A 12,058-nucleotide genomic window follows, 5' to 3' on the forward strand; every position below is an offset into this window, starting at 1 on the left:
CGCGAGCAGAACCACCGTAGGTTTTAGCCAGAACGGTAGTGATTGCAGCGGTCAGAGTAGTTTTACCATGGTCAACGTGGCCGATAGTACCGACGTTGACGTGCGGTTTTGTACGTTCAAATTTTTCTTTAGACACGGCTATATTCCTTACTATAGTGCTCTCCCCTTCTGGAGAGAGCACGGGACTTTGGTTTTAACCCTGCGGCTTATTTACCACGGGCTTCGATTACGGCCTGAGCAACGTTGTTCGGCGCATCATCATACTTCAGGAACTCCATGGAGTAAGAAGCACGACCTTTGGTCAGAGAACGCAGCTGAGTTGCATATCCGAACATTTCAGACAGCGGAACTTCAGCGTGGATCACAACGCCAGTCACGTTGGATTCCTGACCGCGCAGCATACCGCGACGACGGCTAAGGTCACCGATAACGTCACCAGTGTTCTCTTCCGGAGTTTCTACTTCAACCTTCATGATCGGCTCAAGCAGAACTGGTTTCGCTTTCTTAAAGCCATCTTTAAAGGCAATAGAAGCGGCCAGTTTAAACGCCAGTTCAGAGGAGTCAACGTCGTGGTAAGAACCGAAGTGCAGACGCACGCCCAGATCAACTACCGGATAACCAGCCAGAGGACCTGCTTTCAGCTGCTCCTGGATGCCTTTATCAACGGCCGGGATGTATTCGCCAGGAATTACACCACCTTTGATGTCGTTGATGAACTCATAACCTTTCGGGTTAGAGCCCGGCTCCAGTGGGTACATGTCGATAACGACGTGACCGTACTGACCGCGACCACCAGACTGTTTAGCGTGTTTACCTTCGATATCGGTAACTTTCGCGCGAATCGCTTCGCGGTAAGCAACCTGAGGTTTACCGACGTTCGCTTCAACGTTGAATTCACGCTTCATACGGTCAACGATGATGTCGAGGTGCAGCTCACCCATACCGGCGATGATGGTCTGGTTAGATTCTTCGTCAGTCCATACGCGGAAAGACGGGTCTTCTTTAGCCAGACGGCCCAGAGCCAGACCCATTTTTTCCTGGTCAGCTTTGGTTTTCGGTTCAACGGCGATAGAGATTACCGGCTCAGGGAATTCCATACGCTCCAGAATGATCGGCGCATTAGGATCGCACAGAGTGTCACCCGTAGTTACGTCTTTCAGACCGATAGCAGCAGCGATATCGCCCGCGCGAACTTCTTTGATCTCTTCACGTTTGTTAGCGTGCATCTGTACGATACGACCGAAACGCTCACGTGCAGCTTTCACGGAGTTCAGGATGGTATCACCAGAGTTAACCACACCAGAGTACACGCGGAAGAAGGTCAGGTTACCCACGAACGGGTCGGTAGCGATTTTGAATGCCAGAGCAGCAAACGGCTCATCATCGCTAGCGTGACGCTCAGCCGGAGTATCTTTACCATCGTCCAGGATACCGTTGATCGCAGGTACGTCAACCGGGGATGGCAGGTAGTCAACTACCGCATCCAGCATCGCCTGAACACCTTTGTTCTTGAACGCAGAACCACAGGTTACCAGGATGATTTCGTTGTTCAGAACGCGCTGACGGAGAGCAGTTTTAATCTCTTCTTCAGTCAGTTCTTCACCACCCAGGTATTTCTCCATCAGCTCTTCAGAAGCTTCAGCAGCGGACTCGATCAGGTTCTGGTGCCATTCTTCGGCCAGTTCCTGCATGTCTGCCGGGATATCTTCGTAAGTGAAGGTTACACCTGCGTCTTCTTCGTTCCAGTTGATGGCTTTCATTTTCACCAGGTCAACAACACCGGTGAACGCTTCTTCAGCGCCAATCGCCAGCTGCAGCGGAACAGGGTTCGCGCCCAGACGGGTTTTGATCTGACCAACAACTTTCAGGAAGTTCGCACCCATACGGTCCATTTTGTTAACGAACGCAATGCGCGGAACTTTGTATTTGTTTGCCTGACGCCATACGGTTTCAGACTGAGGCTGAACACCACCAACTGCGCAGTAAACCATTACTGCACCATCAAGCACACGCATGGAACGTTCTACTTCGATGGTGAAGTCAACGTGCCCCGGGGTGTCGATGATGTTTACGCGATGCGGTTCATACTGCTTAGCCATACCTGACCAGAATGCAGTAGTCGCTGCGGAGGTGATAGTAATACCACGCTCCTGCTCCTGTTCCATCCAGTCCATGGTGGCAGCGCCGTCATGAACTTCACCGATTTTGTGGTTTACACCGGTGTAGAACAGAATACGTTCGGTAGTAGTAGTTTTACCGGCGTCGATGTGCGCACTGATACCGATGTTACGGTAGCGTGCGATGGGTGTTGTACGAGCCATTTGATTCCTCGTTTATTTCTTTAGGCGTTCAGTTAAGTTATCCAAAACGGGCGACTTATCTGAAGCGCCCGCCTGGTGACTAATACTCCGAAGGGATTACCAACGGTAGTGTGCGAACGCCTTGTTGGCTTCTGCCATACGGTGAACGTCTTCACGTTTCTTAACTGCAGTACCTTTGTTGTCTGCAGCATCAGAAAGTTCGTTCGCCAGACGCAGAGCCATGGATTTATCACCACGTTTACGAGCAGCTTCAACGATCCAACGCATTGCCAGAGCATTACGACGAACCGGACGGACTTCAACTGGAACCTGATAAGTAGAACCACCAACGCGGCGAGACTTAACTTCTACAGTCGGGCGCACGTTGTCGAGAGCGACTTCGAAAGCTTCCAGTTCATTTTTACCAGAGCGCTGAGCCAGGGTCTCCAGCGCGCTGTATACGATTGCTTCTGCAGTAGATTTTTTACCATCTACCATCAGGATATTTACAAATTTAGCCAGCAGTTCTGATCCGAACTTAGGATCCGGCAGGATTTTACGCTGACCAATGACGCGACGACGTGGCATGGAAATACTCCGTTGTTAATTCAGGATTGTCCAAAACTCTAAGAGTTTAGTTTGACATTAATATAAAACGTTTGGCCTTACTTAACGGAGAACCATTAAGCCTTAGGACGCTTCACGCCATACTTGGAGCGAGCTTGCTTACGGTCTTTAACGCCGGAGCAGTCAAGCGCACCACGAACGGTGTGGTAACGAACACCCGGAAGGTCTTTAACACGACCGCCACGGATCAGGATCACGGAGTGCTCCTGCAGGTTGTGACCTTCACCACCGATGTAGGAGGTGACTTCGAAACCGTTAGTCAGACGCACACGGCAAACTTTACGCAGTGCGGAGTTCGGTTTCTTAGGAGTGGTGGTATATACACGAGTACATACGCCACGTTTCTGCGGGCAGGCTTCCAGCGCCGGCACGTTGCTCTTTGCAACTTTGCGCGCGCGTGGTTTGCGTACCAGCTGGTTAATTGTTGCCATTAAATAGCTCCTGGTTTTAGCTTTTGCTTCGTAAACACGTAATAAATCGCCTCATATAATATGAGGACGCAGAATTTTAGGGCGGTGCCGAAAAGGTGTCAAGAAATATACAACGATCCCGCCATTACCAGGACAACTGACCTGCATGTTTGACTGAAAGTCTGACGAAATCAGTATAGCTAACCCTGACGACACTGTCCGCAATTTGACCAGCCAGCCCGCGGGCTTCGATATCTTCTTGCAGAGCGTAGAGGGATATGGGGGCAGATTGCAGGATTTCAAGGAAACGGCCTTCCGCGAGAGCGGCGATAACGCCGTCCGACAGCAGCAGAAGATCGTCGCCCTCTTTTAGCAAACGGAGCATAGCCGCCATATCGGCGTGCCAGGGGGATGTGCTTAGCGTGTGGAGCATTCGAGCCTCAGAACCGCAGTATCACGTTAAAATCGTCAAGCCGGGCGCGCAAAGCCTCTGGCTCCAGCCATTCGCCATCAACAACCCACGGCGTGGCAGAATTCAGACCGCGCTCCCGTGCTGAAGCAGCGCAAATCCAGCACTGTTCGATATCGTATAGCGATAAGAGCTTAAAGGTGGAGATATAGTCGCGCGCCAGCACCGCTGCGGGGCGCTGTCCGGGAAGAAGCTGAAAGACGCCATCGCCCACGAAGAAAACGCCGATCTCCTCCGTCAGCGCGGAGGTTGCCAGCAGGGCGTCCAGCCCTTCCCTGCCCGACGCTGAACCATGAGGCGCAGACGAAAAAACAAAGGCTACGCGCTTCATCAAAACTGCACCATGCGATCGCAGGTTAACGCGGCTTCCGCCAGCGCGCCCAATCCGCTCAAGGTAAAGCCCGGCTGCAAATTATACCCAGGCAAATTCAACTGCCGTGCCTCCTGTTCATCAGTGATTCCACGGCGTAACGCTGCGGCTACACAGATATGCAAGGAAACGGCGTGTTCGTCATGCAGCGTCTGCCAGGCCCGAACCAGATCAAATTCGTCGCTGGCGGGCGCCGTGAGCTGATTCGCGTTATAGACGCCTTCACGATAGAAAAAGATGCTGATCAACTCGTGGCCTTCCTGCAAAACGGCGCGGGCAAACTGTAGTGCGCTGCTGGCCTGCTGGGTACCATAAGCGGGCCCCGTTACCGTAATGGCAAAGCGCATTACTTATCCAGCCCCTGGAAATCTCCACTTTTGAACTGACGAATGTAGAGATAGACCGTGTGCTTAGAGATGTTCAGCCTATCGGCCACCTGGTTGATGGCATCTTTGATATCAAAGATCCCCTTCTCATAGAGGTTCAGGACGATCTGCCGATTTTTAGCGTTGTTAGAAACGTTACGGTCAGCGTTCACCTCTTCAATCGTGAACTCAAGCGTCTGGGCCACCAGATCGTCAACCGATGAAGCAAAGTTGACCTGGGAATTCACCTCCGTCGTTTCCGGCGGAATAAAGGTGCTCATGATTTGTGAGAAAGGGACATCAAGGTTCATGTTGATGCACAGCAGGCCAATGACCCGATGGTCACGGTTGCGGATAGCGATGGTGACCGATTTCATCAGCACACCGCTTTTGGCGCGAGTAAAATAGCATTTGGAAACGCTGCTATCGGCTCCAGTCATATCGTGCAGCATGCGCAGCGCAAGGTCGGTAATTGGCGAGCCGATTTGACGGCCGGTGTGTTCACCGTTGGCGATACGAATAGCGGAACATTTTAAGTCCTGCAATGAGTGCAATACGATTTCACAGTGGGAACCGATGAGCATCGCTAACCCGTCCACTACCGCTTCATAGGATTTAAGGATATCGAAGTCGGTCTGGTCAAAAGGACGTTGATCCAGCAAATCAAGCTCACTGGTCTCGTTGGTTAAAAGCGACCTGGACATGAAAAAAAGCACTCCTTTTCAGGAGCCTGTCGTTATCGTCAGGGCAGGCTCATCATCATTATTAATCTATCTAAAGTAATACAGCGCCTGAGGTTCTTTCCAGTTTTAATTATATCTGCCCGCAATAAAAAAACCGCCGCCCCTGGAGGCGGCGGCTTAAAACCGATTACTTCTTAGCGTCAGCGGCTGGCGCTTCAGCAGCGGCTTCAGGCTTGGCGTCTGCTTTCGGCGCCGGTTTAATATCCAGCAGCTCTACATCAAATACCAGAGTAGAGTTTGCCGGGATACCCGGTACGCCAGTTTTGCCGTAAGCCAGATCCGGTGGAATGACCAGCTGGATTTTACCGCCTTTCTTGATGTTCTTCAGGCCTTCGGTCCAGCCCGGGATCACCCCGTCCAGGCGGAAGGAAAGCGGCTCGCCGCGGGTATAAGAGTTATCAAACTCTTTACCGTCGATCAGCGTACCTTTGTAGTTGACGACAACGGTATCGCTGTCTTTCGGCGTTTCGCCGGTCCCCGCTTTCTCGACTTTGTAGAGCAGGCCAGATTTAGACGTTTTCACGCCTTTCTCTTTGGCAAAGGCGTCACGGTAAGCTTTGCCTTTTGCTTCATTCTCAGAGGCGTCTTTTTCCATTTTCTGCTGAGCAGCAGTTTTTACACGGGTTTCAAACGCCTGCAGAGTCTGTTCGATCTCCTGATCGGACAGTTTGCTCTTATCAGCAAAAGCGTCCTGAACGCCGGCGATCAGCTGATCTTTATCTAATTTGATGCCCAGTTTTTCTTGTTCTTTCAGGGAGTTTTCCATGTAACGTCCCAGCGATGCACCCAGCGCATAAGCAGATTTCTGATCGTCATTTTTAAATGCCGATTTGCTGTCCGTTGCGGGTGCCGCTTTCGCTGTAGTCTCAGCAGCGAAGCTCAGCGGTGCATTCAGGGCGATGGCCATAGTGGTCGCCAGCAGCGTTACTTTAAACAGTGATTTCATCCATTTCTCCAGGGCCGGGGCATCTCACCCCAGGGTTATCGTAAAAAACAAAAAACGTACTATAGAACGTTGCAGAACAAATCAACATACAGACGTACCTGAATATCGCCTCATTTAAGACTATTTTTGTATGAATTAGTTTCCTGTCAGACGTAACGATGCTGCGCGGATGCTGAAACTTCAGTAGAATCCGCCCGCAGGATAAGACAGAAGAGGTTACTCATGCACGATAGCACTTTAGAGACTCGCCTTGCGGAGCTGGAGAGCAGACTGGCGTTTCAGGAAATCACTATTGAAGACCTCAACAAGACCGTCACCGCCCACGAGATAGAAATGGCGAGGATGCGCGAACATATGCGCCTGATGGTCGAAAAACTGAAAGCCACTCAGCCGTCGCATATGGCTTCACAGGCGGAAGAAACGCCCCCGCCGCACTATTAAGACGTAAAAAAAGCGGGTTTCCCCGCTTTTTTCTATTCCGCGACGCGAGCGCAGCGGAATTAGTGGCAGCCGCAGCCGCCGTTGCCGCCGCAGCCGCCTTTGCCATGTTCGTGGTCATGGTCATGGCCGTGGCCACCGCAGCAACCATCATGATCGTGGTCGTGGCCATGATCGTGCCCGTGAGCACCGTGTACATGACCATGCTCCAGCTCTTCCGCCGTTGCTTCGCGAATCGCGACAACTTCAACGTTGAACTTCAGATTCTGACCAGCCAGCATGTGGTTACCGTCAACAACAACGTGTTCGTCACCCACTTCGGTGATTTCTACCGGTACCGGACCCTGATCGGTTTCCGCCAGGAAGCGCATGCCAACCTGCAGTTCATCAACGCCCATAAATACGTCTTTAGGAACGCGCTGAACCAGGTTTTCGTCGTACTGACCGTATGCATCGTTAGCGCCGACTTCGACGTCAAATTTGTCGCCAACGTTGTGGCCGTCCAGCGCGTTTTCCAGGCCGGAAATCAGGGAACCGTGACCATGCAGGTAGTCAAGCGGCGCGCTTACCGGAGACTCATCAACCAACACACCGTCTTCTGTACGTACCTGATAGGCCAGGCTGACCACCAGGTCTTTTGCTACTTTCATGATATCTCCTGAGCATGGGAAGAATAGTGGCGCAGATTGTAGCGGAATTCTGCACCCGTGTACCCTCTAGCTTAAAAAAAGCCGATAGATAACGCTAGTCCGGATGAAAAATGCCTATCACTTGCTCTTCTTTGCGAACATGCTCGCGGACCTCTTTATCCGCCTCACGCATCTGATGACCGCACTTAACGCACTCAACAATATCGACATTATTCTCACGCCACATCGCCAGCGAATCCTGGGCCTGGCACGCCGGGCATTTCGCACCGGCGATAAAACGTTTACGCACAGCCATATCATTTACCTTTATTCAAATTCATCCCAGCCGTCTAACTGCCTGCTCTCTTTTTGCATCTCGCGCTGAAAAATCTCCTCCAGCTCGCGTCTGGCTTCCCGCACGCGGGATATCTGCAGGGTATCACTATGCACCGGCATTAACTCACGCAGCATCCGCATATCGAGGCGCCGAAAATGCAGCTGGGCGCGCTGCGCCTGATGGGGATGCATGCCGAGCGAGATAAGCGCTTTTCGTCCTAGCTCCAGCGCGCTGGAGAAGGTTTCGCGGGAAAACTGCGCCACTCCCGCCTGCAGCAGCTCATGGGCCTCAACGCGTCCCCGCGCTCGCGCCAGAATATGGAGATGTGGAAAGTGTTGTTGACACATCTCCACCAGCTTCATGGTATCTTCCGGCTCGTTGCAGGTGATAACGATCGACTGCGCGTCTTCGGCTCCCGCCGAGCGCAGGAGCTCCAGCTGCGTCGCATCGCCAAAATAAACTTTATAGCCATATTTACGCATCAGATTGACCGCGCTGATATCGCGCTCCAGTACCGTAATACGCATTTTGTTCGCCATCAGCAGACGGCCAATCACCTGGCCGAAACGCCCAAAACCAACGATGATCACCTGCGGTTTGTCATCTTCAACCCACGGAGCCTCGCCCTCCTCTTCAGGTTGGTTCAATCGCCGCGAAAGGACTTTATCGATGAGCTTCATCAGCAGCGGCGTGGTCATCATCGATAATGTCACCGTCACCAGCAGCAGGGCCATCTGATCGTTTTGAAACAGACGAAGCGAAGCGGGGAGTGAGAACAGCACAAAGGCAAACTCTCCCCCCTGGCTCAGCACGCCGGCAAACTGCACCCGTTCAGAGCTGCGCAGGCCATAAACCCGTGCCAGAAGATACAGGACGAGACCTTTTACCGTCACCAGTATCGCGACGCTGGCCACAACCCACAGTAAATGGGTATAAAGCACCCCAAGGTTCAGCGCCATGCCAACGGAAATAAAGAACAGCCCGAGGAGAAGCCCTTTAAACGGCTCAATGGCGATTTCCAGCTCGTGGCGATACTCGCTCTCTGCCAGCAGGACGCCGGCGATAAAGGTCCCCAGCGCCATCGACAAACCGAGCGCATCCATAAACAACGCCGATCCAAGAACCAGCAGTAGCGTCGCCGCGGTAAAGACCTCCCGCACGCCGGAGCCGGCGATAAACCGAAATACCGGCCTCAGCAGATAACGACCTCCAACCAGCATTCCGCCGAAGGCCAGCACCTTCATCCCGATGGTGAGCCAGTTAAAATGGTCGTCACCTGACCCTGCGAGCAGGGGAACCAGTGCCAGGGCCGGGATCACAGCCAGATCCTGAAACAGCAGTACGGAGAAGCCCAGCTGCCCGGACTCGCTGCGGCTCATGCCTTTCTCCCGCATCAGCTGCAGCGCCATCGCGGTGGAAGACATCGCCAGCCCAATTCCGCCAACCACCGCAGCGCGCCATGAGAAGTCGCTAAGCATGAGCAAACCGCCAAGTATCAGCGCGCTGAAGGCGACCTGAGCGGCCCCGACGCCGAAAATGGAGCTTCTCAGCCGCCACAGCTTGGACGGATTCAACTCCAGTCCGATGATAAACATCAGAAAGACGACGCCTAATTCTGAGAAGTGAAGAATTTCATCCACATCGCTGATGAAGCCTAATCCCCAGGGGCCGATGGCGATACCGGCCAACAGATACCCCAGCACGGCACCAATACCCAGCCTCGCCGCCAGCGGCACCGCCACTACGGCGGCAAACAGAAATAACACCCCGGCCAGCAGTAAATCAGCTCCCGCCATTTGGACCTCCCGCCGTTACAGGGTTAGCCAGCCAATCGCGGTAGGCGCGAGCGCGGCTTTTCAGATCGTCGGGTGATTGCCGACGCGCCCAGTAGACGATAATCGGGCTCATCCAGTGCATGCGGCACATACCGGCGGTCAGTTCGAAAGGGCGGAGAATATCATTCATCGGATAACGGTGGGCATCGCGCCGGTAGGCGCTCTCCGGCTCGCCGGTAGTAATGACGCTACGCCAGTACTTTCCCGCCAGCTGATTCCCTCCCGCCCCGCTGGCAAAGCCGCGGCTGAGCACCCTGTCCAGCCACTCTTTCATCAGCGCCGGGCAGCTCCAGGTATAGAGCGGATGCTGGAAAACAATCACCTCATGCTGGCGCAGGAGATCCTGCTCGCAGGCGATATCGATAAAAAAATCCGGATAGTGCGCGTAGAGATCGTGCACGGTAACATTCGACAACTGTAAGGCCGGTTCAAGCAAAACCCGGTTGGCCACGGAATCCTGAGATTCTGGGTGGGCATACAGCAGCAAAACTTTCGCTGTCTGAGACATCTTTCCCCTCCCGAACGTCTTCTGGCGGCCTGTGCAGCGGCTGCGTCCCGACGCAACCAGAATGACTTTGTGTATCATCTTCATTTTGGGCTACCATTGCGGCCCGGTTGAGCGATTCGCTCGACACTACATTATCATAATGACAAATTAACATAGTCAGAACATACGGCGCCTTATGATTGTTTTCTCCTCCTTACAAATTCGTCGCGGCGTACGCGTCCTGCTGGACAACGCTACCGCCACCATCAACCCAGGGCAAAAAGTCGGCCTGGTGGGTAAAAACGGCTGCGGTAAATCCACGCTGCTTTCGCTTTTGAAAAACGAGATTAGCGCCGACGGCGGCTCAATGACCTTCCCCGGCAGCTGGCAGCTGGCCTGGGTTAATCAGGAAACGCCTGCGCTTGCGCAGCCGGCTATTGACTATGTTATTGATGGCGATCGCGAATTCCGCAAGCTGGAGGCGGACCTGCACGAAGCCAACGAACGTAATGACGGCCATGCCATCGCGACGGTCCACGGTAAGCTGGACGCCATCGACGCCTGGACCATCCGCTCGCGTGCGGCCAGCCTGCTCCACGGGCTCGGTTTCAGCAACGAACAGCTTGAAAGACCGGTGAGCGACTTTTCCGGCGGCTGGCGTATGCGTCTCAACCTCGCGCAGGCGCTGATTTGCCGTTCCGATCTGCTGCTGCTTGATGAACCGACGAACCACCTCGATCTCGACGCGGTCATCTGGCTGGAGAAGTGGCTCAAAGGCTACCCGGGGACCCTGATACTGATCTCCCACGATCGCGATTTTCTCGATCCGATCGTCGACAAAATTATCCATATCGAACAGCAAACGATGTTCGAGTACACCGGCAACTACAGCTCATTTGAAGTGCAGCGCGCGACCCGTCTTGCGCAGCAACAGTCGATGTATGAGAGCCAGCAGCTGCGCGTCGCGCATTTGCAGAGCTACATCGACCGTTTTCGCGCCAAAGCCACCAAAGCTAAACAGGCGCAAAGCCGTATCAAAATGCTCGAGCGTATGGAGCTCATCGCCCCTGCCCACGTTGATAACCCGTTTCACTTTAGCTTCCGCGCGCCGGAAAGCCTGCCCAATCCCCTATTGAAAATGGAAAAGGTCAGCGCCGGTTATGGCGAGCGCGTGATTCTCGACTCAATCAAGCTGAATCTGGTTCCCGGTTCGCGCATCGGTCTGCTGGGGCGCAACGGGGCCGGTAAATCGACGCTGATAAAACTGCTGGCCGGCGAGCTACAGCCGCTGCAGGGTGAAATTGGTCTGGCGAAAGGCATCAAGCTTGGCTACTTCGCTCAGCATCAGCTGGAGTTTCTGCGCGCCGACGAATCCCCGCTGCAGCATCTTGCCCGTATTGCGCCGCAGGAGCTGGAGCAGAAGCTGCGCGACTATCTGGGCGGTTTCGGCTTCCAGAGCGATAAAGTCAACGAAGAGACAAAGCGTTTCTCCGGCGGCGAGAAAGCGCGCCTGGTGCTGGCGTTAATCGTCTGGCAGCGGCCTAACCTGCTGCTGCTTGATGAACCCACCAACCACCTCGATCTCGATATGCGCCAGGCGCTAACCGAAGCGCTCATTGATTTTGAAGGCGCGCTGGTGGTGGTTTCGCACGACCGTCATCTGATTCGCTCCACCACCGATGACCTTTATCTGGTGCACGACAGCAAAGTCGAACCTTTCGATGGCGATCTTGAAGACTATCAGCAGTGGCTGAGCGACTCGCAAAAGCAGGAAAGCCAGACATCGGAAGAGCCAAAGGAAAACGGCAACAGCGCCCAGGCGCGTAAAGATCAGAAACGCCGGGAAGCCGAGCTGCGTACGCTGACCCAGCCGCTGCGCAAAGAGATCGCCCGACTGGAAAAAGAGATGGAGAAGTTCAACGCGCAGCTGGCGCAGGCGGAAGAGAAGCTGGGCGACAGCGAATTGTACGATCAAAGCCGCAAAGCCGAGCTCACCGCGTGTCTACAGCAGCAGGCCAGCGCGAAGTCCGGGCTGGAAGAGTGTGAAATGGCCTGGCTGGATGCCCAGGAGCAGCTGGAGCAGATGCTGCAGGAAGGCTAGC

15 protein-coding genes are annotated in these 12,058 nt (G+C 53.9%); 2 read left to right on the top strand and 13 right to left on the bottom strand.

What is annotated here, in order from left to right:
* From ABLV30_RS08010 to fkpA, 9 genes are all read right to left on the bottom strand, one after another.
* Positions 1-136, bottom strand: a 136-nt coding sequence (locus ABLV30_RS08010; RefSeq protein WP_009484166.1) for a GTP-binding protein, incomplete at its 3' end; no start/stop codon positions are given.
* A gap of 70 nt (positions 137-206) precedes the next feature.
* Complete coding sequence (gene fusA / locus ABLV30_RS08015) at positions 207-2,321, bottom strand: elongation factor G (protein WP_004115957.1); 2,115 nt, start codon at positions 2,319-2,321, stop codon at positions 207-209.
* A 96-nt stretch (positions 2,322-2,417) separates the two neighbouring features.
* Positions 2,418-2,888 carry a 30S ribosomal protein S7 gene (gene rpsG / locus ABLV30_RS08020; RefSeq protein WP_004106370.1) on the bottom strand — a complete coding sequence of 157 codons (471 nt, stop codon included), beginning with the start codon at positions 2,886-2,888 and terminating at the stop codon, positions 2,418-2,420.
* Positions 2,889-2,983: 95 nt separating this feature from the next.
* Positions 2,984-3,358 carry a 30S ribosomal protein S12 gene (gene rpsL, locus ABLV30_RS08025; protein WP_002920115.1) on the bottom strand — a complete coding sequence of 125 codons (375 nt, stop codon included), beginning with the start codon at positions 3,356-3,358 and terminating at the stop codon, positions 2,984-2,986.
* A 124-nt stretch (positions 3,359-3,482) separates the two neighbouring features.
* Positions 3,483-3,770 (bottom strand): sulfurtransferase complex subunit TusB, encoded by a 288-nt coding sequence (tusB, locus tag ABLV30_RS08030; protein WP_025107828.1) that lies wholly within the window; start codon positions 3,768-3,770, stop codon positions 3,483-3,485.
* Positions 3,771-3,777: 7 nt separating this feature from the next.
* Entirely contained in the window at positions 3,778-4,137 is a 360-nt protein-coding gene (tusC, locus tag ABLV30_RS08035; RefSeq protein WP_004854839.1) for a sulfurtransferase complex subunit TusC, read from the bottom strand.
* Complete coding sequence (gene tusD, locus ABLV30_RS08040) at positions 4,137-4,523, bottom strand: sulfurtransferase complex subunit TusD (protein ID WP_025107829.1); 387 nt, start codon at positions 4,521-4,523, stop codon at positions 4,137-4,139. The genes tusC and tusD overlap by 1 nt, the downstream gene beginning before the upstream one ends.
* Positions 4,523-5,245, bottom strand: coding sequence for a transcriptional regulator (locus ABLV30_RS08045; protein ID WP_004106380.1), 723 nt, complete (start codon positions 5,243-5,245; stop codon positions 4,523-4,525). Before ABLV30_RS08045 ends, tusD begins: the two co-directional genes overlap by 1 nt.
* 166 nt (positions 5,246-5,411) lie before the next feature.
* A complete protein-coding gene (gene fkpA, locus ABLV30_RS08050; RefSeq protein ID WP_025107830.1) occupies positions 5,412-6,230 on the bottom strand; it encodes an FKBP-type peptidyl-prolyl cis-trans isomerase in 819 nt (272 codons plus the stop codon).
* A 222-nt stretch (positions 6,231-6,452) separates the two neighbouring features.
* Here fkpA and ABLV30_RS08055 point away from each other — a divergent pair, with 222 nt between their 5' ends.
* Positions 6,453-6,671, top strand: a complete 219-nt coding sequence (locus ABLV30_RS08055) for a protein SlyX (protein WP_004106384.1) — start codon at positions 6,453-6,455, stop codon at positions 6,669-6,671.
* A gap of 59 nt (positions 6,672-6,730) precedes the next feature.
* On the opposite strand, the gene slyD is transcribed toward ABLV30_RS08055, so the two are convergent.
* The 4 genes from slyD to kefG all read right to left on the bottom strand — a co-directional run bounded on the left by slyD (position 6,731) and on the right by kefG (position 9,977).
* Positions 6,731-7,318, bottom strand: a complete 588-nt coding sequence (gene slyD / locus ABLV30_RS08060) for a peptidylprolyl isomerase (protein WP_163586369.1) — start codon at positions 7,316-7,318, stop codon at positions 6,731-6,733.
* A 94-nt stretch (positions 7,319-7,412) separates the two neighbouring features.
* Positions 7,413-7,613, bottom strand: a complete 201-nt coding sequence (locus ABLV30_RS08065; RefSeq protein WP_004106389.1) for a YheV family putative zinc ribbon protein — start codon at positions 7,611-7,613, stop codon at positions 7,413-7,415.
* 11 nt (positions 7,614-7,624) lie between these two features.
* Positions 7,625-9,430, bottom strand: a complete 1,806-nt coding sequence (gene kefB, locus ABLV30_RS08070; protein WP_014227043.1) for a glutathione-regulated potassium-efflux system protein KefB — start codon at positions 9,428-9,430, stop codon at positions 7,625-7,627.
* Positions 9,417-9,977 (bottom strand): glutathione-regulated potassium-efflux system ancillary protein KefG, encoded by a 561-nt coding sequence (gene kefG, locus ABLV30_RS08075; protein WP_004854856.1) that lies wholly within the window; start codon positions 9,975-9,977, stop codon positions 9,417-9,419. Before kefG ends, kefB begins: the two co-directional genes overlap by 14 nt.
* 175 nt (positions 9,978-10,152) lie before the next feature.
* Here kefG and ABLV30_RS08080 point away from each other — a divergent pair, with 175 nt between their 5' ends.
* Entirely contained in the window at positions 10,153-12,057 is a 1,905-nt protein-coding gene (locus ABLV30_RS08080; protein WP_004854860.1) for an ABC transporter ATP-binding protein, read from the top strand.
* Position 12,058: the final 1 nt, after the last annotated feature.

The sequence above is a fragment of the Klebsiella sp. CN_Kp113 genome (assembly GCF_040064585.1).
Taxonomy (GTDB): Bacteria; Pseudomonadota; Gammaproteobacteria; order Enterobacterales; family Enterobacteriaceae; genus Klebsiella; species Klebsiella michiganensis.

Coding starts and splice junctions, on each gene's coding strand:
- fusA (WP_004115957.1), bottom strand. CDS start 2,321: ATGGCTCGTACAACACCCATCGCACGCTACCGTAACATCGGTATCAGT.
- rpsG (WP_004106370.1), bottom strand. CDS start 2,888: ATGCCACGTCGTCGCGTCATTGGTCAGCGTAAAATCCTGCCGGATCCT.
- rpsL (WP_002920115.1), bottom strand. CDS start 3,358: ATGGCAACAATTAACCAGCTGGTACGCAAACCACGCGCGCGCAAAGTT.
- tusB (WP_025107828.1), bottom strand. CDS start 3,770: ATGCTCCACACGCTAAGCACATCCCCCTGGCACGCCGATATGGCGGCT.
- tusC (WP_004854839.1), bottom strand. CDS start 4,137: ATGAAGCGCGTAGCCTTTGTTTTTTCGTCTGCGCCTCATGGTTCAGCG.
- tusD (WP_025107829.1), bottom strand. CDS start 4,523: ATGCGCTTTGCCATTACGGTAACGGGGCCCGCTTATGGTACCCAGCAG.
- ABLV30_RS08045 (WP_004106380.1), bottom strand. CDS start 5,245: ATGTCCAGGTCGCTTTTAACCAACGAGACCAGTGAGCTTGATTTGCTG.
- fkpA (WP_025107830.1), bottom strand. CDS start 6,230: ATGAAATCACTGTTTAAAGTAACGCTGCTGGCGACCACTATGGCCATC.
- ABLV30_RS08055 (WP_004106384.1), top strand. CDS start 6,453: ATGCACGATAGCACTTTAGAGACTCGCCTTGCGGAGCTGGAGAGCAGA.
- slyD (WP_163586369.1), bottom strand. CDS start 7,318: ATGAAAGTAGCAAAAGACCTGGTGGTCAGCCTGGCCTATCAGGTACGT.
- ABLV30_RS08065 (WP_004106389.1), bottom strand. CDS start 7,613: ATGGCTGTGCGTAAACGTTTTATCGCCGGTGCGAAATGCCCGGCGTGC.
- kefB (WP_014227043.1), bottom strand. CDS start 9,430: ATGGCGGGAGCTGATTTACTGCTGGCCGGGGTGTTATTTCTGTTTGCC.
- kefG (WP_004854856.1), bottom strand. CDS start 9,977: ATGTCTCAGACAGCGAAAGTTTTGCTGCTGTATGCCCACCCAGAATCT.
- ABLV30_RS08080 (WP_004854860.1), top strand. CDS start 10,153: ATGATTGTTTTCTCCTCCTTACAAATTCGTCGCGGCGTACGCGTCCTG.